A 21,709-nucleotide genomic window follows, 5' to 3' on the forward strand; every position below is an offset into this window, starting at 1 on the left:
TTCAGAATAAGTTAGAAGTGATCATAATTTTATTCCTGCTGAATCCATTCGTATTTGCCATTTTTCAGATAAATAACCCCTCCGCCGCAGCTTTCATCAGCGTGAATAAAGATACCATCATTTTGAAGTTTTATTTTATCTTCTTCTTTAATATCTTCTTCGCCGATAATTTCACCTTCTTCATTTACATTATTAAAGTAAACTTCATTTTTTGGTGCTTTTTCAAAAATGCCAACCCAGTCAATTTCATCAAAACCTTGCAGGAGAATATCATTTCCAAAACCAAGATAATCGGTTTTTTTCCCGTTTCCATACGTAATTCTCAGGCCGCTTTTTTGATTTTTTGTACTTCTGAATATTTCTACAGTTTCATCCAGATTATCTCCGTCAAGATCGCATAGAATCTTGTTGGTTTTATGTTTTGTCGAAAGCGCAATGGTATCTGTTTTTGGTGTTTCAGGCTTTTCTTTTTCGTTAACTTCTAGTGTATCTTTTGAAATAATTTTGGCAGTTTCGACTTCTGTACTTGTTTCTTTTTTGCAAGAAATAGTAATTAAAGATAATGCAAGTAGAATTTTAGTTTTCATAGAAATGATTTTGGCTGATAAAAATTTTGAGACCATAAATATAGATAATTACTTACGGAATCATGCCGATTTATTGAATTCTCGACTTATTTTCTATATTAACGCCATTATGTTCAATTTTAAGTATCCAGAAAGCATATTTGGTATATTCGATTTCGATTGTATCGCCAACATTTATAGGATCAAAGGCTTTTTTCGTGATTTCATAATTTTTAATATCTTCCGAATTAAAATCAATATAATAGGAGTAACTGTTGTTGCTTTTGCTATGGTATTTTTTGATTACTGTAAATTGATCGGTTACTTTAATTCGTTGTTCAATATCTTTTTTTGCAATGTTCAATTTTTTGACAATATCTATAAAAAGTACTATAGTAATAATTACAAAAGCAGTCGTAAGTATGGTCGTAATTAGCGAAAATGAATCAGTAATTAAAAGCCATAGTAAAAAAGAAGTAATCGCAGTAAAAACAAACAAAAAAAGCATTGATTTGATGTTTTTATGTTTTACGATTTTAACTTCTGCCGCATTCATTGAGGCTTCTGTTCGGTTCATTTTGATTTGGTTTGTATTTTGTTTTTCAGCAGGCCATAAAAAATAATGCTATTTAATACGATTAAAAAAAACATTATTGTGAGTGGAATTTCTTCTCCACTTTGATTTTCGTGATTTTGATAAAACTTCCAAATACCAATTAATGTATAAAGTAAAAACAAAATACTCAATACATTTATAATCATAATGCAGATTCGGATTGTATTTTTATGCGAAATCGTATTGATGTAGACAAGCATCAAGAATGAGGTTAAAGCGACAAGCCCGAATACAAAATAATCCTCTGTTGTGGACTGTGGCGTATGTCCTGCAGCACCTACTAAAAAACGCCCAACAAGAAATAACGGAATCAGTGCCAATAAAAAAGCACGATATACTATAAAACTGTATTTGTAAATTTTACTCATTTTTCAATCTGATTTTTCCTAATTGTTCGCATCTTTCTATGTTTTTCTGTGTACCGCTTTTTCGTTTCTGGTCCGAATTAAAATCAACGGCAATAAAATGAGTGCAGTTTTCGATTACAGCCGCATCTCTTTGTTCATCATTTTCGAAACCGCCAATAATTTTCCAGCTTCCGGCTTTTGTTTTAAATTTATCGACCATATATCTTGGTCTTTCGCCAATATGAAAAACAGAAACATTTGGCGTATTGCATTTTAAAAGTTCCATTGCCAAAGTATCTGTGCCTTTAAAATCGCAGACTAAAAAGTTGACATCATTCTGATCAAAATATTTTAGAATAACGGTTTCGTAGTGTTTTCTAAAATCATCAAAACTGATGTTTCCGTTTCCAAATATGTAAATATTCATTTTTTTAATTTTAAATCATACTGATTCCGTAATTCATCATTAATCCTATCGAAAACGAAATTACATTACAAAGCAAAGAAATCCAAAATGCTTTTTTGTATTCTATTTTCAATAATTTACAAATAATTACAGATTCGATCATTACTGCAAATACTTCGCTGGTGATTATATATGGAAATTGAGAATGAATAAACGCCGGAAAAACAAACCAAACATACGGCAACGTCAGGAACGAAGCGATGATTCCCGTAAAAAGTAATTGCTGTTTTTGGATGTTTAAATTCTTGTATTTCGTTTTAAATAATAGGAATAAAATAAGTGTTTCGATAAAAATGGTCAGCAGTAAAGCAGTCAAAAAATCCAGTACCATTCTACTTGGATAAATCCCGTCAATTTGACCATTATTTATTTTTGTTTCAATCCTCGGATAGGTTTTAACAGAGATAGGACTTCCATCATTAAAATTGACAATCTCTTTATATTTGTAAAGTATTAATTCGGTTTGGGTAATGGTTATGATTTTGTAATACTCTTCAACAGCAGCAACTGCCGTATCATTGCTTACGATTGCTTCGTAAGTGTCAACGTCAATGTTCGATTGGAGTACATTTTTATCGTGAAGCCAATCGATGCTGTCTAATACTTTTCCTTCTAAATAACTTTTTTTGGCAGCGACTATGTAAGGACGATTGTATCTGTAAACTCTTTTAATACAATCATACGGATTAACAAGCGAAGATTCGTTTCTTCCTTCCATCGCATCCAACGAAAAGAGTACAATCCTATAATCTGGAAAATCTTTTATATTGGTTATTTTAACGCATTTTCCAACTCTATGCGAATTTGGAGGTATAACATCGCAATACGCTGTCTGAAACAACAATAAAAAAGGCAGTATAAAAAAGAGTTTTTTCATGTCTATTTTTTTTGAGATTAGTTATTTCCAGCCTGGGCCATTTTTCTCTGTGCAGGAATTTGCGATTTTACTCCAATCATTAAATTCCATTGGAGGTTCGTTATTCTCGGCAAGTTCAAACATTTTGTAAAACCTTTCGAAATAATCAAAATCTAATGGAGAATAGGCAGTTCCTTCATTTATGAATCGAATTCTTCCATTTTGAATCGCTTTCCAGAAAAGGTTCTGATTTTCTTCCGTTAAGCTTCTAGTATCCAAATGGCGGTTTATAAAATCGTTGGTTCTTTCATTATAAAATCCATAACAACTGTCATTTTCTATTTCTTTCTCTAAAATAGGAATCTGTAATTCGAGCCAGTCTGCAAGCTCTTTTCCGTCGTCAAGAAGAAGAAGTTCTTTAATTGCAATTTTGATGATTTCGTCATATCCAGACCATCTTTTAGAGAAACATCTTCCATCTTTGTAAATGATAAAACAACTTGCCATAATTTTTGTTATCGGATTGTAATCCATTCTGATTTTGCATTCATTTTTTTTGGTACAGACGGAGTTTCAAAATCATTATAAGTTCCTATTCTATTTTCTTCTGTAGTCATAAAAACAAATTCCCAGTCATTTTTTTCATCATAAATGTCTTCCCATCCCATCATCAGATTTTGATTGATTTGAATTTTAGGATATAGTTTTTTGATTCCCTGAATGGAAGATTTAGGGTGCAATCCGTTAATGGTTTTCAGATTTTCGCTTAAAGCAACAATCGCTAGAATTTCATCAGCATCTCTTTTCGGAATAAGAGCCAGAACAAATTCACCTTCAAAAGAATACAGATACGCTTTTCCGCCACCGTCAAATCCGAAATCATAAGCTTCGGCTTCGGTTTTGTTGAGATTTTTTAAAAACGTTTCAGCTTCATTCATTGTCATTCCAATTGTAATGTTGCCGATTTTTCCTTTTTCAATTGTAAATTTTTCAAAATCGAATTTTGATGTTTTTTTTGCCTGAAATTCTGTTTTTTGAACGGTTTCTTTTTCAGGAACCTTATTTAAAACTTCAGTTTGCTTCTCCGTTTTTTCATTACAGGAAATCATCAAAAGAAAGACGATAAGGAATGAAAGTTTTAATTTCATGCTTTTCTTTTTTTGATTTGATATACAATTTCCCAAAAAATAACTGAAAACAGAGCGTTAGAGAAAATGGCTGTTTTTATATCGTAAGGATCATAATTGGAGAATAAATGTAAATCTGAAAATTTTACAGCCATAAACAAGGCTAAAGACGCAATTATAAACGAACAAATTATATTAAGGAGCGGTTTCCATCGTAATACAGCAAATGCATAAATGATATTCAAAAGCCCAAAACCACAGCCTAACGTTATGTATAAATCGGTTTCTAATTTCTGACGTATGGGCAACAGAAGAAATGTTGAAATGATATACAAGAAAAACAATGTTGAATAAAGCAGGATTCGTATTTGTGGTTTCATTTGATATTGTTTAGTATTATACTTTTTTTTCATATGAACATACTACTTAATGTCTTAAAATGTCGTTAGAATAATTTTGAAACTATTTCCAAAAATTCTTAATTGCATTCATATGCGCTTCATCGTGATTTTCTGAGTCGTATTTATATAAATTATCCCAATAAATTACACCTCCACTTTTAATAAATACTTTATAGTACCCTTCTGCAAGAGTGCTAGTATTTAACCTAGGATTACTTGTAGATAATCCGCTAAGCGAAAGGGCTGATCTTAAAATTATAGTTTGCTCGCTATATAAATTGCTATTTAAAACAGTACTGAAGTTAAAATCCTGATAAATTTTTTCTGCTTTTGCAGATACAAACCATACATCTGTCACATTTTGTTCTGCTAAAATATAGGTAAATTCATTTGCAGGGTTAGGATAAAGTACAAACCTTTGATTTGCTAAACTGTTTGGATTTCCTAACTGTAATCCTGTATCATCTGCAGTATCTCTAAAAGTAACACCGGTAACTAAACTGATAGAAGTTTTATCGGTTTTTGGACTATCGTCGTCATTGCTACAGCTTATTGCTAAAAGAGATATAAGTATAAAAAGTGTTTTTTTCATGCTTAATTTATACATCTAAAGTTTTTGAAAGTTAGAGAATTAAGTATTCTGGTTCTTTTTTTATTGTAAAAGATTTGCAGCTTTAGCCTCTGATTTTTCTTTCAACAGACTATCAGCATGCAAGTTCCATATTATCAAGAATTTTCCATTTGCAATATATTCTTCCGGATGTTCGTCAGTAGGTTGGCCGTCTTTTCCCCAAAGCAGTCCTTGCAGGAATCGATCGCCTTTAAAAGTGTGCTCAAATTCAAAATACATAATAGAGCCACTGTCGCCTTTACGTTTAAAATTCTGAATTGCTTTGCTTTTTACTTTTCCGACAATGTTGCTATAGGTTTCAATATCGTTGTAAAAAGTGCAAACTTGCGGCGTAATGCAAATATTACCATCGCTAGCTATGTAGCCTTTCGGAATTTCTTTTGGTTTAAGTTTTAAATCGGCTAGGGTTTGGCTGAACAAGTTTGTTGTAAATAGTAGGAATAGTGTTGATAGGGTAATTGTAATTTTCATTGATTTTGGGTTTGATTTGGAAGGCTAAAAGTAGGTTTTTATTTTATTATAATCTTTCCGTTTAATTCATAATTAAAAGTCCAAATTACTATACTTGTATAAATTAAATCATCATTACGATATTGACTTTCACTATATTTTCTAAAATTGTTTTTTGAAAGTGAACGGTAAAAAAATTCGTCTAGTAATTGAAAATCCTGTAATGGATTTTCAGCTTTGTCATAATCTTCAAATGTTCGTATAATTTTTTCACCTTTATCTATACCATTATGTTGTTCTAAATATTCAGCTTTTGTCAAATTACCATTTAAATCGTAGTAAAACTGTTCTACATTCGTCAAAATATAGTGTGTAGGATCTGTCGCATCGTAATGCCTATTTGGAAAAGTTGTGACTATTTTTACAAGTTTATTTTCGCTATAGGTAAAAGTTTGCTTTTTCGATTGATAGTTATAAGACAAATTAGGAATTTCTCGGGTTTCAATTTTGTTTGAAGCGTTCAGAGTTAATATTCTTGTATCTTTTGGGATGCTAAAATCAGGAGAATTAGAAAAATTTTCGATAGTGATATTTTTACCATTGTAGGTAAGAATGGTATAAACATCGTTGCTATAAAATCCTCCAAAACCAATAATAGGAATAGGAGCTACAAATCCGCCATTTTTTTTAATAAGTCTTTTATTTGAGTCATATTCAAAAGCCATTTTTAATCCATTTGATAAACCGGAATCATATATATAAGGATTTATTTCTGTGACCGGAGATTTGTTTTCAAAATTGATTTCAGTAGAATCTTCACTAGAGCAGGAAGTTGTGATAAGGGCAATAAATAAAACTTTAAATAATTTCATTAAGATTTTTTTGTTTAAAATGATTTTTTTTGATTTCGCTTTACAAAAAAAGCACAAAATCTTAAAATATTTATGCTTTTGTAAAATTTTTATTGTTAGAAGTTGTTTTTCATTCCCATCTCAAGCTTATCCTACAAGTTCCTCAACTTTTGGGAACAGGAAAAATTGCAGTCATTCAGAGTCTAAAAAGTTCCAATAAAATGGAATCCAACCATAGAATTTGAAATTTGAGGAATTAATTGTTTGTGCATTTTAACCTTTTTAGGATTATAATTGAAAGCATTAGATTCATTTTTTGTTCTTTGTTTGCGACTGCTGATCACTATAGAGCGACCAATTATTGTACCTACTAATCCACCTACCAATAAGTCTGAAACCCAATGTTCATGACTTTTTATATCTGATAGAAATACTACTGTTACAAAGGTGTAAGGTATCCAATAGTTATTGTACTCCATTTGGAATACTTTTGCAACAGCAAAATAGGAGGTTGCATGAAAAGAAGGAAATGAAGTACCAGTTCCACCATGTCCAAAGTGAATATTGTCGTAGTTTCCAAAATCCCATGGATTTTTTGTCCAGGGCTCTACGACTGGTTTGTCATCATTTATTTTTCTTTGAGGCCTGTTTCTTGATGTCATCGTTTTTAAAACGATTTGAGTTATAACATAAGAATAGGCTAAAGATTTAGCCGCATTAACAGCCACAACTTGGCCTTTTTCGTTGTTAATAATTAATGAACCTGCATATAGCCCAATAATGGGGTAAACAATGTAAGAGTCGGTTCCAATTACATGAGGTATTGTACTTTTAATTTCTGGTAAACTATAATCAATATTGGGTTCTATCTTATCATGGAGAAAGCCAGTGGTTTGTTTGTCAATAGCTATTAAGCCAATTATTCCTGCGGTATAAAGAGCTGTTCTTTTCCAGTCGCTTGATAGGGTATGTCCCATTGCCGAAAAATCACCCGGAACACTAAGAAAACTGTCTCCAATTACAGAACCAGCTACTTTGAATCGATTCTGTTTTTTTACCTTTAGACTATCATGTTTTATATTTAAACTGTCATGCTGAGAAAAGCACGGAATTGAAAATATACTCAAAAGAATTGTAGTGTGGTATTTCATAATAAAACAATTTTGAATTGTATTTATTTGACATGTGTTTCGGAAAAACTTTGTCAAGGCTTTAAAAATCAAATCGTTAAAGTTGTTTTATAAATATAATAAAAAATATTTTACAGCTTGAGTGTTTTTAATTATGAATAAGAATAATGGTATTACAAAAGACAAAATTCACTCCAAAACCTAATTCTGCTGAAAGCACGGCCCGAAGAGAGATGCCCATATTTTTTAAATTCTAATTTTTAAACTTTGAGTGGAATTCGACTTTGCTTGGCTTCACAAAATATGCGAAATGAATCTGCAGAATCTTTGAGAAACAAACACAAAAAAATCCTCGTTTCAATAAAGAAACGGGATTAAATATATATTTCCTCAGCTAGCACGAGCGTCTCGCTCGTGCTAGCAATTTTTAGATTTCAAAACAATATTTATTTAAATAAATCATTAAAGTTAACATAGATGTTTCCTGTTTCACTTGCTTTTCTTCTTTTTTTAAACAGCAAATCATGTAGACTAATTCTATTATCTAAAATTGCAAGTAAGTCAATTCCGTCCATTATAATGATTGATTTAAAATCTGAGCAAATTGCTTCAGAAGTTACACCGTCTATAGAAATTAATAAGCCTACAGTGTTTTTTAATTTGGTTTGTACTTTGAAACAAAAAGTAGCTAAATCACTTCGATTAACCTCAATTGCCCACTTTGCTTCAAGTAAATAGTCTGTATTTTGAAATGTAAATGCACCATCAATTTGCTCTCCATTTATTTTGAAAGAACCTTTTGGATCAAGATCGAAGAGCAGAAATAAACTGTAAAGAAATTTTTCAAATTGAAAACCGCGTTGCTGAAAATTTTTATTTATAGCTATTTTATTAAATTCTTCCTTTAATTTATATAGTTCGTTTTCCAAGGATAAGGCTTTTTTCGTTGATTGGTCAGCTTTTGCTTTTCTCTCTTTAGCCTCTTCTTGTTCTTTGGTTATTTGAATAAAGCCTTTTGAATAATTTCTTAAGTTATTTACGGCTTCTTTAGCTTTTTTAGTTTTGGAACCATCATCGTCCCAATATTTTAGGTTACTAAAATCATTAAAATCCGTAACAGCTAAAATTAAATTCATAAGATCATTCTCAAATAGATCTAAACGATTTGTCATCCTATTAAGTAGTTCTTTAACAATTTCTCTTTTAGTTAGAGTCCAATTTATAGTACCAATTATTAGAGTATCATCAAGAGTTAGTTTTATAAATTGTTGTAAATCTTCTTTTCTCCAAAAAATAACAGATAATGCTTCTTGTAATGATAAAATAGCTTGAGGAGAAATTTTTTTATTTGGTTGCATTTTTATATCTCGATAATTATTATACTTTTCGATCTCAATTTTTTCAATTTAAAAAGGATAACTCTAAATTGTTAAAGTGTATTATTTAGGTTGTTTTAGCTGGTTTACATTCACATTCAGCTATAAATTGCTAAATTTCAATACCTCTTAAATTTCTATATAACTTCAAGGCAAAAATATCAGTCATGCCTGATATAAAATCTATGATATGCATAACTTTTATATATGGAGTGCTAGATTCATCAAATGAAAATTGTTTTGGTAATAGTTCAAGAACTTTTTTTTGCTCTTTATCTCTTGTTTCTTTAGGAGCTAATGCAGCAGATACAAAGTCTTCAACCAATCCAGACATAATTCTAAATCCGGCAATTTCTAGCTTGACAACTTTTCTAGCATTATAGATTTTTTCTGTTGAAATTTTTTCAATTTTTGACATAATTGATTGAACTTCGGGTATATCATTTATCAAACTTTTTTCATATACACCTTTTAGAATTTTTCCTTTGTTTTTCCAGAAAACATCAGCACACTTGTAAATTAGTGTATTGATTGATTTAGCTCTTAAGTAAGCTATTGATTCATTAGGATCTCCTTCCAAAGTTTTAGCTTGTTCTTCGACCCATGTTATATCGTCATTTGGATTTTGTTTAATGATTTCCAGAAAAGTTTCCTTTACCTCGTTGTATGTCAAAATTCCTAATCTATGTGCATCTTCAAAATCAATTATATTATATGAGATGTCATCAGCCGCTTCAACAAGATATACAAAAGGATGTCTTTTGTATGTGATTCGAGATTCAACATTGTCAGGGATCATATTTAATTCATTAACAATATCTAAAAAAACCTTTTCATCAATTTTGAAAAAACCGTATTTTTTTCTGTGTAATATTTTTTTATCCGAAGCTAGTGATTCACAAGGATATTTTAAAATTGATCCAATTGTACTGTATGTAAGCCTAAATCCTCCTTTATTTCTATCATGTTGCTGCATTGTTAATACTCTCAAGGCATTTGCATTTCCTTCAAAAGTTATGAGATCTTGCCATTCGGCATCTGAAAAGTTACTTTTAAATTTAATGTCTTCAGGGTTTTCCGTATCTCTTTTCATGAAGTATTTTGAGATAGCTTCCTCTCCTGAATGTCCAAAAGCAGGATTACCTAAATCATGAGCTAGACAAGCTGAAGCAATAACATTTTTAAGACTATTTCTGTAAAATGCCCTAGCTTTATCATCATTTTTTACATTCTCAAGATCTGATATTTTTTTGCCAATTATTTTACCTAATGATCTGCCAACACTAGCAACCTCTAAAGAATGAGTTAATCTATTATGAACAAAAATTTCTTCAGGAAGTGGAAAAACTTGAGTTTTGTTCTGAAGTCTGCGAAATGGACTTGAAAAAATAATTCTATCCCAATCTCTTTCATATTCAGTTCTTACATCTCCTAATGTGTTTTCCATACCAAATCTTTTGGAAGAAAAACAATTATTCCAAGTCATTTCCATATGTTAAAGTTTTTTTATTTTGATAAAGTTTTGGTTTTCAAACAAGTAATTTTGTTATATATTTTCAAATATAATATTTTTATTATTAAAAATGTCTTTTGTATAAGAGCCTTTTGTGAAAGGATAGGAAAAGTAATTATTGAAATGGGATTTTGAATCTAAACAAAAAAAATCCCGCCTCAATTAAGAAACGGGACTTCGGTGATATTCCTTTTTTTTCTATTGTTAAACCGCAGCAGCAACTTCTTGTGGCAACGGAATTTGATTTTTAAGTAAATCTTCGAAAGTTTCGGCTTGGCGAATTAAGATTCCTTGACCGTTCATCCATAAAACTTCGGCTGGTTTGTATCTTGAATTGTAGTTCGAAGACATGGAGAAACAATATGCTCCAGCATTTCTAAAAGATAAAATGTCTCCTTCAGTAATTTCTTGAATTCTACGGTTGTTTGCGAATGTATCGGTTTCGCAAATGTATCCTACAACGGAGTAAAAACGCTCTTTTCCTTTTGGATTAGAAATGTTTTCAATATGGTGTGAAGATCCGTACAACATTGGACGAATTAAGTGGTTGAAACCACTGTCAACTCCAGCAAAAACTGTTGAGGTTGTTTGTTTTACTACGTTTACTTTTACTAAGAAATGACCTGCTTCGCTCACCAAGAATTTTCCTGGTTCGAAAATCAAGGTTAAATCTCTGCCGTATTCTGTACAGAATGCGTTGAATCTTTTAGATAATTTTTTACCTAATTCTTCGATATCTGTTTCGATATCGTCTTTTTTGTAAGGAACTTTGAATCCGCTTCCGAAATCTAAGAATTGTAAATCTTTGAAATGTTTAGCGGTATCAAACAAGATTTCAGCAGCGTACAAGAATACTTCGATATCTAAAATATCAGATCCTGTGTGCATGTGAATTCCAACAATACTCATTTTTGTATTTTCAACAATTCGCAAGATATGTGGAATCTGGTGAACAGAAATTCCGAATTTACTATCGATATGTCCAACAGAAATATTAGCATTTCCGCCCGCCATTACGTGTGGATTGATACGAATACATACCGGAATGTGTGGATGTTTTGTTCCGAATTGCTCTAGAATAGATAAATTGTCGATATTGATTTGTACACCCATTGCGGCAACTTCTTCGATTTCTTCTAAAGAAACGCCGTTTGGTGTAAAGAAAATTCTTTCGGGTTCATAGCCAGCATGAAGTCCTAACTGAACTTCCTGAATTGATACAGTATCTAAACCAGACCCCATGTTCTTTAATAACTGAAGAATCGCAACGTTAGACAATGCCTTCATGGCGTAATTAACTCTTAAGTTTTCTACCTTAGAGAAAGCTTTAGTTAATCTGTTGTACTGAGATTGGATTTTTTCGGCATCGTAAACATACAATGGACTTCCAAATTGGTCTGCTAACTGCAGTAAATCTTTTGCTTGCATTTTTAAATCATTTTGGGCAAAGTTATTACACTTTTGATTACCAGCAAATAAAATGCAGAAAAATAACAAATTGTAACAAATTGTTTGTTTTTAAACAAAAAGTTGCTTGTTTTCGAATTTTGTAACGTATTAGTGGGTGCAAAGGGACAGAGATACAAAGATACAAAGTTTTTTAGCCCCGAATTTCAATAGTTTATAAATGCTGTTTTGAATTTTTTGCCACAGATTGCACAGATTAAATGGATTTTTTTTTATTCCAATTTTTTTAAAAGAAGCCAAATGTTTGGATTTAGCCCCGATTACTTCACTAAAAATATATTTTAATTTGTGTTCAGTGAACTTCGTTTGAGGCGGTATCCTCGTAGTGAAACGGAGAGATATAGCCGAAAGCGGGAATTATGTTTATTAAAATGCCAATTGTGATGCTTCAAAATATTTTTTTTAGCCACAAATTACACGAATTTTCACGAATTATATTTTTTCGCAAAATGCTCAAAACATAGCCCGTGGTTGAAACCACGGGAAACGTTATGAATTGGGCGTAATCATATATTGCGTTCCCGGGGTTGAAACCATGGGCTATATTTGAAATAGAAATCGACCAGCAAATAAAAATTTGTGGAAATTTGTGTAATTTGTGGCTGAGCAAAAAAAAACATTTAATCCATATAATCTGTGGCAAAAAACAAAACCCCTGAATATAAATTCAAGGGTTTGTTAGTAGTTATGTTGTTTATCGGAATAAAGATTTAATAAAATGCTAAGAAAAAATCTTAGTATCTCAGAATCTTAGCGACTTAGAGTCTTAAATTTATAAGCTCGGTAAATCTCCTTTTCCTTTAGTAGGCAAGTTTGTAGATCCCATAAGGAATAAATCTACTTCTCTTGCTGCTTCGCGACCTTCTGAAATAGCCCACACAATTAATGATTGTCCTCTTCTCATATCACCAGCAGTGAAAATGTGAGGAACGTTTGTTTGATAGTTATGCGCTTTGTAGTTGCTTCTCATATCAGTTTCGATTCCTAACTGCTCGCTTAATGTTTTCTCCGGGCCTGTAAATCCAAGAGCCAATAAAGCTAAATCGCAAGGCCAGATTTTCTCAGAACCTTCTTTTTCGATTAATTCTGGACGCTGACCTGGAGTCATTTTCCAAGCTACTTCAACGGTTTTTAGTCCAGTTAATTCGCCTTTATCGTTAGAAATGAATTCTTTGGTATTGATTAACCAGTTTCTGTCGCATCCTTCTTCGTGAGAAGAAGATGTTTTTAACTGCAACGGCCAGAAAGGCCATGGAGTTGATTCGCTTCTTCCAACTGGAGGTTTTGGTAAAATCTCAAAGTTAGTTACCGATTTAGCTCCGTGTCTGTTTGAAGTACCAATACAGTCAGAGCCTGTATCTCCACCACCAATAACGATTACATCTTTTCCAGTAGCTTTAACTTGGTCTGGAATTGATTCTCCAAATAAAACTTTAGTTTGCTGTGTTAAGAAATCCATTGCCTGAACAACGCCTTTGCTTTCGATTCCTTTAGTTGGCAAGCTTCTTCTTTCAGTTGCTCCACCGCATAAAACGATAGAATCAAATGCGTTTAATTCTTCTACGCTGAAGTTAACTCCAACGTTTACATTCGTTTTGAAAGTGATTCCTTCTGCTTCAAGAACAACTACACGACGGTCAATAATTCCTTTTTCTAATTTGAAATTAGGAATTCCGTAACGTAATAAACCTCCAATGGCATTGTCTCTTTCAAAAACAGTTACCGTGTGACCCGCTCTGTTTAATTGCTGCGCTGCTGCAAGACCTGCAGGTCCTGAACCAATAACGGCAACTGTTTTACCAGTTCTTGTTTTTGGCGGCTGCGGTTTGATCCATCCTTCAGCGAAACCTCTTTCGATGATGCTTTTCTCGATGTTTTCAATAGAAACCGGATCTTTGATGATTCCTAATACACATGATTTCTCACATGGAGCAGGGCATAAACGACCTGTAAATTCAGGGAAGTTATTAGTAGATTGTAAAATCTCTAATGCGCTCTGCCATTCTTCCTGATGCACCATGTCATTGAAGTCAGGAATTAAATTTCCTAACGGACAACCACTGTGGCAAAAAGGAATTCCACAGTCCATACATCTTGATCCTTGTTCTTTTAATTTATCTTTTGGTACCGGAATAGTAAATTCGTTGTAGTTCGAAACACGTTCTGCTACTGCTAAATTACTTTCATCGGCTCTGTTATATTCTTTAAATCCGCCTATTTTACCCATGACTTTTAAAATTAAATTCCAATTTCTTTAAATTCCAAATTCCAATCCTTCGACTTCGCTCAGGACGACATTGCCATTGATATTGACATTGGAATTTGGAATTTTATTTTTTGAAATTGATTTTTATCCCGCTATTAATTCTTCTATTTGTTTTTCTTCTGCAATTCGTTTTAATGCTTTTTTGTAATCAGTAGGCATTACTTTTACGAAGTGCTGTTGTTCATTTTCCCAGTCTGCTAAAATTCTTTTTGCTAATGGACTGCTGGTGTACAATGAATGGTTTTTGATCAGTTTTCTTAGTTTAGTAACGTCCTCTTCTTCCATCGGATCGAATGCAACCATTTCCATGTTACATACTGTCGAATCGAATTTCTTGTTTGGGTCATAAATGTAAGCTACACCACCGCTCATACCAGCAGCGAAGTTTCTTCCAGTTTTTCCTAAAACTACAACTGTACCACCTGTCATGTACTCGCATCCGTGATCTCCAATTCCTTCTACAACGGCTGTTGCTCCAGAGTTTCTCACACAGAAACGTTCTCCTGCGATACCATTAATATAAGCCTCTCCGGTAATAGCTCCGTAAAGGGCAACGTTTCCGATAATGATGTTGTCTTCAGGTTTGAAAGTCGCAGTAGGAGGTACTTTTACAATTAGTTTTCCTCCAGAAAGACCTTTTCCTAAGTAATCATTACAGTTTCCGTGAATTTTAAATGACAATCCGTTTGTTGCAAATGCACCAAAACTTTGTCCGGCAGAACCTTCAAAATCAACTAAAATAGTGTCAGCTGGTAATCCTTGTGCGCCATAAATTTTTGAGATTTCGTTACTCAAAATCGCACCTACAGAACGGTCTGTATTTTTGATTTTGAATGTAACTCTCGTTTTCTCTTTTCTATAGATAGACGGAATTGCTTCTTTAATGATGTCAAAATCCAATACGTTTTCAAGAGCATGATCTTGAGTTGTTGTATTATGATTTGGAACTGTTTTAGCTTTTTCCGGTTTGTATAAAATAGTCGATAAATCTAAACCATTAGCTTTATAATGTTTGATAGCTTTGTCTACGTTTAATTTTTGAGACTGACCTACCATTTCTTTTAAAGTTCTGAAACCTAACTGCGCCATGATTTCTCTTAATTCTTCAGCAATGAAATACATGAAGTTGATTACGTGCTCTGGAGTTCCTTTGAAATTTTTTCTCAATTCAGGATCCTGAGTTGCAATACCAACTGGGCAAGTATTTAAGTGACAAGCTCTCATCATGATACATCCAGAAGCTACAAGTGGTGCAGTTGCAAAACCGAATTCCTCAGCTCCTAATAAAGCTGCTATCGCCACGTCACGACCTGTTTTCAACTGTCCGTCACATTCAAGAACTACACGGCTTCTCAAATCGTTTAAGATCAAAGTTTGCTGTGCTTCAGCTAAACCAAGTTCCCACGGAATACCTGTGTGCTGTAAAGATGTTAATGGTGCAGCTCCCGTTCCTCCGTCATAACCAGAAATTAAGATAACGTCAGCTTTTGCTTTGGCAACACCGGCAGCGATGGTTCCAACTCCAACTTCAGAAACTAATTTTACGTTAATACGAGCTTCACGGTTTGCATTTTTCAAATCGTAAATCAACTGAGATAAATCCTCAATTGAGTAAATATCGTGGTGAGGAGGAGGCGAAATCAAACCTACATAAGGTGTAGAGTTTCTAGTTTCAGCAATCCAAGGCACTACTTTTTCTCCAGGTAACTGACCACCTTCACCAGGTTTTGCTCCCTGAGCCATTTTGATTTGGATTTCTTTAGCGTTTGTCAAATAGTTGATCGAAACACCAAAACGTCCCGATGCCACTTGTTTGATCGCACTGTTTCTTGAATCTCCGTTAATTTCTTTCTGAAAACGTTTTGGATCTTCTCCACCTTCTCCAGAATTACTTTTTCCACCGATTCTGTTCATTGCAATCGCTAAATTCTCGTGTGCTTCTCTAGAAATAGATCCGTAAGACATTGCACCCGTTTTGAATTTCTTTACAATTTCTGTCCAAGGTTCTACTTCGTCAATAGAAATTGGATCTAGGTTGTTGAATTCAAATAAACCTCTAATGGTCATTAAGTTTGAGCTTTGCTCGTTAACGGCATTAGAGTATTCTTTATAACTTTCAGGGCTGTTTAAACGAACCGCTTGTTGTAATTTAGAAATAGTGGTTGGGTTAAACATGTGTTTTTCACCGCCACGTCTCCATCTGTAAATACCTCCAATTTCAAGAGAAAGCAAACTTGCCACTTTTGAATTTGGGAATGCTTTTTGGAAACGTTTTTTAACCTCTTTCTCCACTTCCATTAAACCAATTCCTTCAATTCTTGATGGAGTGTAAGGGAAGTATTTAGATGTAAATGTTTTATTTAAACCTAAAATCTCGAAAATCTGAGCAGCTCTGTATGAATGTAAAGTAGAGATACCAATTTTGTTCATGATTTTTACGATTCCTTTCGCAATCGCTTTGTTGTAGTTTACAACTGCATAATCCGCTTTTACTTTTGTAATGAAACCTTTTTCAACTTGATCGTGAATAATTTCATTAACCATGTAAGGATTGATTGCACTTGCTCCGTATCCGAACAATAAAGCAAAATGATGAGGTTCTCTTGGTTCAGCAGATTCTATAATGATTCCGAATTTAGAACGAACCTGTAAAATGTTCAAAGAGTGGTGAATATAAGAACAAGCCAATAACATTGGGATTGGAGCAAATTCCTCACTAACACCTCTATCAGATAAGATAATGATGTTACATCCTTCTTCAACCGCTTTAAAAGTAGCCTGAACACATTTTTCAAGAGCTCTTTCTAAACCGTTAACTCCTTTTTCTATTTTATATAAAGTAGAAATAGTAGCCGATTTGAAATCTGCGTGATCGATATTTCTGATTTTATCCAAATCCTCATTAGAGATAACCGGATTTTGGATTTTTAATTTTTTACATTGTTTAGATTCAATTTCGAAAATATTGAAATCTCCTCCAATTGCTAAACTGATATCAGTAATAATTTCTTCACGAATACCATCCAACGGCGGGTTAGTAACCTGAGCAAATAATTGTTTGAAGTAATTATACAACAACTGAGGCTGATCTGAAAGAACTGCCAAAGGTGTATCGTTACCCATAGAACTGATTGCTTCAGCTCCGTCGCTACCCATTGGGTTGATAATCGTTTTTAAATCTTCAATAGTATAACCAAACAAACGCTGTCTTGTTAAGAAATCTAATTTTTCAACAGGAGTAAGGTTGTTTGTGTAAGGAACTTTGGCAAGAGGCAATAAGTTTTCGTCAACCCATTGTTGGTAAGGACGTTTTGTAACTATCGCTTTCTTAACTTCTTCGTCTTCGATGATACGGCCTTCGTTCATATCAACTAAGAACATTTTTCCTGGCTCTAAACGACCGTGCTGAATTACATCTTCTGGATCGATGTCTAATACACCAATTTCAGATGACATAATTACGAAACCACTCTTAGTTAAAGTATAACGAGAAGGGCGCAATCCGTTTCTGTCTAGTAAAGCACCAATTACGTTTCCATCTGTAAACGGAATAGAAGCTGGACCATCCCAAGGCTCCATGATACAAGCATTGTACTCATAGAAAGCTCTTTTTTCCGGAGACATTGTCTGGTGTTTTTCCCAAGCTTCAGGAACTACCATCATCATTGCTTCTGGAAGCGAACGACCTGTCATTAATAAAAGCTCAATCACCATATCCATAGAAGCAGAATCTGATTTTCCTTCTAAGATAATTGGGAATAATTTTTTGATATCATCGCCAAAAACTTTGCTCTGCATAAGCTCTTCACGAGCACGCATACGGCTTACGTTTCCACGAAGTGTATTGATCTCACCATTATGACACATGTATCTAAACGGCTGAGCTAAGTCCCAAGATGGGAATGTATTTGTAGAGAAACGTTGGTGTACAAGTGCTAAACGCGTCACCAAGTCTGGATCTTTCAAATCTATATAATAACGGCTGATGTCTTCCGGCATCAATAGACCTTTATATATTATAGTAGTTGTCGATAAACTAGTAAAATAAAACATGTGGCTTTCTGAGGTTTTAGATCCTCTTACGGCATGTTCAGCAATTTTTCTAGCTGCAAAAAGTTTTGCATTAAATTCTTGTTCAGTTAATTCCTGTCCGTTTTTAGAAACGAAAACTTGTTTAACAGTTGGTTCTTTTTCTGCGGCGATTTGCCCTAAATTTTCAACGTCAACAGGCACATCTCTCCAACCTAAAACTTTTAAGTTTTGATCTTTGATAGTTGCTTCAAATGCATTAATACAAAAAGAAACCTGGTTTTTGCTTTTTGGTAAAAAAACCATTCCTACTGCATACTCACGCGCTTCTGGGATTTCAAAGTCACAAACTTTCTTAAAGAAATCATGAGGAATGTCGAATAAAATTCCGGCTCCGTCACCAGTTCTTCCATCAGAACTAACGGCACCACGATGTTCCAATTTTATTAAGATGTCCAATGCTTTGTGAATAATATCATTTGATTTAATACCATTCAAATTACAAATAAATCCTGCACCACAATTGTCGTGTTCAAATTCAGGCAGATAAAGCCCTTGTTCTTTAACTTTCATTCTTGATATTTTTTTTACAAAAATAAAGATTTCGTTAAACATAATGTATTGAATTTATGCTTTTGCTTTCATTTTTGTTGTAATATTAGAAAAAGGGTTCTTAATTATTAATATTGTCGTATAAAGCATTGCGAATTGATAAAAATACAATTCCGCTTAAAATATATTAGGAAAAATCATCTTTCAGCTATTGATAGCGTTGAAGTTTTTGTTAAATATCAAACTTTTTGACATTGTTGTGTTAACATTTTAGACACAATTGTTTAATGATTTTTTTTCTTTTGCTTAAAACAACACCGCAATCTCTTTTTAAAGTCTTTTTTAATTGAAAAAAGATTTTACTATTAAGTTGTATTTTGTTACTTTTGTCGCACTTTTATTCTGAAATAAATTCAGAACCAGACAAATTCTATATTATGAACATACACGAATATCAAGGAAAAGAAATTTTAGCGAGTTACGGAGTACGCGTACAACGCGGAATTGTGGCTAACAATGCGGTTGAAGCTGTAGCTGCTGCAAAACAATTAACTGCCGAAACTGGTACAGGGTGGCACGTAATTAAAGCACAAATTCACGCAGGTGGTCGTGGAAAAGGTGGTGGAGTTAAGCTGGCAAAAAACTTACAACAAGTTGAAGAGTTAGCAGAACAAATCATCGGAATGCAGTTAATTACGCCTCAGACTCCGCCTGAAGGTAAAAAAGTTAACAAAGTATTGGTAGCTGAAGATGTTTACTATCCTGGAGAAAGCGAAACTTCTGAATTTTATGTTTCTGTTTTATTGAATAGAGGTACTGGACGCAACATGATTATGTATTCTACTGAAGGTGGAATGGATATCGAGGAAGTTGCTGAGCACACTCCACACTTGATTTTTACAGAAGAAGTTGATCCTAATGTTGGATTACAAGGTTTCCAAGCTAGAAGAATTGCTTTTAATTTAGGTCTTTCTGGAAATGCTTTCAAAGAAATGGTTAAATTCATCGATGCATTATACAATGCTTATATTGGTTCTGATGCTTCTATGTTTGAAATCAACCCAGTTCTTAAAACTTCTGATAATAAAATCTTAGCTGTTGACGCTAAAGTTAACATCGACGATAACGCTTTATACAGACAACCTAAATATGCTGAAATGAGAGATGTCCGTGAGGAGAATCCAATCGAAGTTGAAGCTAAAGAAGTGGGTCTAAACTATGTTGACCTTGACGGTACTGTAGGATGTATGGTAAACGGAGCTGGTCTTGCAATGGCAACTATGGACTTAATTAAATATGCTGGTTTTGAGCCTGCTAACTTCCTTGACGTAGGAGGAACTGCTGATGCAAAACGTGTTGAAACTGCTTTCAGAATTATCTTGAAAGACCCAAACGTAAAAGCTATCTTAATTAACATCTTCGGAGGTATTGTTCGTTGTGACCGCGTTGCTCAAGGTGTTGTTGACGCTTACAAAAACATGGGAGATGCTATCAATGTGCCAATTATCGTTCGTTTGCAAGGAACAAATGCTGAAATTGCAAAAGAATTAATTGACAACTCTGGTATGCCAATCTTATCTGCAGTTCAATTCCAAGAAGCTGCTGATCAAGTAAAAGCTGCTCTTTCTTAATTTAATAAGAAATCAATTTATATAGAAAAACCATTCCGAAAGGAATGGTTTTTTTTGTGATTTAACCGCAAAGCACGTAAGGATTTTTGACCAAGTATTGTGAATACAAACGCAAAGTTCGTAAAGCTAAATCAATAAAATTTTACGGATTTTATTTCAATATAGCCCGTGGTTTCAACCACGGGGACGCTAAGAGAAGCATCGTATTATATGCATTATGTTCCCATGGTTTCAACCACATGGGTGTTTCGTAATATGCAGATTTGATAAACAGATTGTTGATGTGCATTGTGTCCCCGTGGTTGAAACCACGGGCTATGTTTTAAAATTAGGAACTTTATTAAAATCTATTGGTAACAAAAAATTCGTAAAGCTGTATGTTTAAAATTTTAGCCACAGATTATACAGATTAACATAGATTTTTTTAATCTTTCTAATCCTAACAATCTGTGGCTAAAAAAAACTTTGCGAACTTCACGTAATCCTTTGCATGCTTTGCGGTTAGAAAAACACTATTTCAAAACAGTTGCCAAATCTACAATTTCAAATGTAGGATCATGTGCAATAAATTCTCTAATCAGTGCAGCATGACCAGCGCCTACTAAAATCATTATTTTGTTATCTGTGCTTTCAGTTAATTTCTGAATTAAAGAATACATATACAAATTTCTCTGATACCATTTTGAAACTAATGAAGCTCCTGAAAAATCATCTGGATTTCCGGCTCTATTCGCTACTTCCAAATACCATTGAATGTTTTGGTTTTCTGTTTCTTTTTTGTTGTAATACAGCATCATATCGGTCAATGAACTTTTAATAAGTCTTTGGTTGTGTTGATTTTGGAAAGCTTCTGTTGATTCGGTGTTTTTCTTCATCAAATCTTTTTGATTGGCTTTTTCCATGCTCATCATTAAACTGTCGTATGGAAAATTATTACGATAGTCCATTCCATATAATTTTTTATGATTCAGTTTTTTAGCTGTTCGTAATGCAAGCTGCGTAATTTCATTTGCGTCTTTTTTAAGCAAACTGTCTGTGTTTTTGTTGTAAAATTTATCTAACTGTTCTTGTTTGCTGTATTTCCATTCTACAAATATTTTATCTGGGCCAAATTTTTTGATTTTATCTGTCATTATTTCGAGTTCTTTCTGGCTTTTCTCAGACATTACATTAAAAGTATTTACTTGAGCAACGTCACGGCCAGGATTTTCATAATGAAAAGTTCCAATCAATAAGATTTGTTTTTTCTTAGTTTGGGCAGAAGTAAGGTTTAGGGTAAAAAGAACCAGTAATAAAATGATTTTTTGCATGATGATTTTGTTTTTAAATTCATTGCAAATGTATCGTCAGATTAAATTCTTTATTTTGATTTTTGATAAAGACTGTATTTCATTGGACTAACTGTTGAAATTTTATTTTCAAAATATTCATGTA

General features: G+C 33.2%; 19 protein-coding genes. 1 reads left to right on the forward strand and 18 read right to left on the reverse strand.

Annotated features, from left to right (window positions below):
* Positions 1 to 29: 29 nt before the first annotated feature.
* The 17 genes from ACFFLS_RS06295 to gltB form a co-directional block, all read right to left on the reverse strand.
* Positions 30 to 587 carry a hypothetical protein gene (locus ACFFLS_RS06295; protein ID WP_379685687.1) on the reverse strand — a complete coding sequence of 186 codons (558 nt, stop codon included), beginning with the start codon at positions 585 to 587 and terminating at the stop codon, positions 30 to 32.
* A gap of 70 nt (positions 588 to 657) precedes the next feature.
* Positions 658 to 1,143 carry a hypothetical protein gene (locus tag ACFFLS_RS06300; RefSeq protein WP_379685688.1) on the reverse strand — a complete coding sequence of 162 codons (486 nt, stop codon included), beginning with the start codon at positions 1,141 to 1,143 and terminating at the stop codon, positions 658 to 660.
* Positions 1,140 to 1,550 carry a hypothetical protein gene (locus ACFFLS_RS06305; RefSeq protein WP_379685689.1) on the reverse strand — a complete coding sequence of 137 codons (411 nt, stop codon included), beginning with the start codon at positions 1,548 to 1,550 and terminating at the stop codon, positions 1,140 to 1,142. The genes ACFFLS_RS06300 and ACFFLS_RS06305 overlap by 4 nt, the downstream gene beginning before the upstream one ends.
* Entirely contained in the window at positions 1,543 to 1,956 is a 414-nt protein-coding gene (locus ACFFLS_RS06310) for a hypothetical protein (RefSeq protein WP_379685690.1), read from the reverse strand. Before ACFFLS_RS06310 ends, ACFFLS_RS06305 begins: the two co-directional genes overlap by 8 nt.
* Before the next feature lie 10 nt (positions 1,957 to 1,966).
* Positions 1,967 to 2,872, reverse strand: a complete 906-nt coding sequence (locus ACFFLS_RS06315; RefSeq protein ID WP_379685691.1) for a hypothetical protein — start codon at positions 2,870 to 2,872, stop codon at positions 1,967 to 1,969.
* Positions 2,873 to 2,893: 21 nt separating this feature from the next.
* Entirely contained in the window at positions 2,894 to 3,358 is a 465-nt protein-coding gene (locus ACFFLS_RS06320; protein WP_379685692.1) for a hypothetical protein, read from the reverse strand.
* 8 nt (positions 3,359 to 3,366) lie between these two features.
* The gene (locus ACFFLS_RS06325; protein ID WP_379685693.1) at positions 3,367 to 3,999 is read right to left on the reverse strand and encodes a hypothetical protein; all 633 of its coding nucleotides are present in this window, start codon (positions 3,997 to 3,999) and stop codon (positions 3,367 to 3,369) included.
* On the reverse strand, positions 3,996 to 4,358 hold the full coding sequence (locus ACFFLS_RS06330) for a hypothetical protein (protein ID WP_379685694.1): 363 nt from the start codon (positions 4,356 to 4,358) through the stop codon (positions 3,996 to 3,998). The genes ACFFLS_RS06325 and ACFFLS_RS06330 overlap by 4 nt, the downstream gene beginning before the upstream one ends.
* Positions 4,359 to 4,440: 82 nt before the next feature.
* The gene (locus ACFFLS_RS06335) at positions 4,441 to 4,971 is read right to left on the reverse strand and encodes a hypothetical protein (RefSeq protein WP_379685695.1); all 531 of its coding nucleotides are present in this window, start codon (positions 4,969 to 4,971) and stop codon (positions 4,441 to 4,443) included.
* Positions 4,972 to 5,031: 60 nt separating this feature from the next.
* Positions 5,032 to 5,481, reverse strand: a complete 450-nt coding sequence (locus tag ACFFLS_RS06340) for a hypothetical protein (RefSeq protein WP_379685696.1) — start codon at positions 5,479 to 5,481, stop codon at positions 5,032 to 5,034.
* Positions 5,482 to 5,519: 38 nt separating this feature from the next.
* Complete coding sequence (locus ACFFLS_RS06345; protein WP_379685697.1) at positions 5,520 to 6,332, reverse strand: hypothetical protein; 813 nt, start codon at positions 6,330 to 6,332, stop codon at positions 5,520 to 5,522.
* A gap of 182 nt (positions 6,333 to 6,514) precedes the next feature.
* The gene (locus ACFFLS_RS06350) at positions 6,515 to 7,462 is read right to left on the reverse strand and encodes a phosphatase PAP2 family protein (protein WP_379685698.1); all 948 of its coding nucleotides are present in this window, start codon (positions 7,460 to 7,462) and stop codon (positions 6,515 to 6,517) included.
* Between the two features lie 425 nt (positions 7,463 to 7,887).
* Entirely contained in the window at positions 7,888 to 8,799 is a 912-nt protein-coding gene (locus ACFFLS_RS06355) for a hypothetical protein (RefSeq protein ID WP_379685699.1), read from the reverse strand.
* Positions 8,800 to 8,929: 130 nt separating this feature from the next.
* Positions 8,930 to 10,303, reverse strand: coding sequence for a dGTP triphosphohydrolase (gene dgt, locus ACFFLS_RS06360; protein ID WP_379686376.1), 1,374 nt, complete (start codon positions 10,301 to 10,303; stop codon positions 8,930 to 8,932).
* 231 nt (positions 10,304 to 10,534) lie between these two features.
* On the reverse strand, positions 10,535 to 11,812 hold the full coding sequence (lysA, locus tag ACFFLS_RS06365) for a diaminopimelate decarboxylase (RefSeq protein ID WP_379686378.1): 1,278 nt from the start codon (positions 11,810 to 11,812) through the stop codon (positions 10,535 to 10,537).
* A gap of 757 nt (positions 11,813 to 12,569) precedes the next feature.
* Positions 12,570 to 14,024, reverse strand: a complete 1,455-nt coding sequence (locus ACFFLS_RS06370) for a glutamate synthase subunit beta (RefSeq protein ID WP_379685700.1) — start codon at positions 14,022 to 14,024, stop codon at positions 12,570 to 12,572.
* 123 nt (positions 14,025 to 14,147) lie between these two features.
* Positions 14,148 to 18,665, reverse strand: coding sequence for a glutamate synthase large subunit (gene gltB, locus ACFFLS_RS06375; protein ID WP_379685701.1), 4,518 nt, complete (start codon positions 18,663 to 18,665; stop codon positions 14,148 to 14,150).
* Between the two features lie 416 nt (positions 18,666 to 19,081).
* Between gltB and sucC the strand changes: the two genes are divergently transcribed.
* Positions 19,082 to 20,275 (forward strand): ADP-forming succinate--CoA ligase subunit beta, encoded by a 1,194-nt coding sequence (sucC, locus tag ACFFLS_RS06380; RefSeq protein ID WP_379685702.1) that lies wholly within the window; start codon positions 19,082 to 19,084, stop codon positions 20,273 to 20,275.
* Positions 20,276 to 20,787: 512 nt separating this feature from the next.
* Here the strand turns inward: sucC and ACFFLS_RS06385 are convergent.
* Positions 20,788 to 21,585: a DUF5694 domain-containing protein gene (locus ACFFLS_RS06385; protein WP_379685703.1), complete on the reverse strand. Its 798-nt coding sequence runs from the start codon at positions 21,583 to 21,585 to the stop codon at positions 20,788 to 20,790.
* Positions 21,586 to 21,709: the final 124 nt, after the last annotated feature.

The organism is Flavobacterium procerum (assembly GCF_042431625.1).
GTDB classification, from domain to species: domain Bacteria; phylum Bacteroidota; class Bacteroidia; order Flavobacteriales; family Flavobacteriaceae; genus Flavobacterium; species Flavobacterium procerum.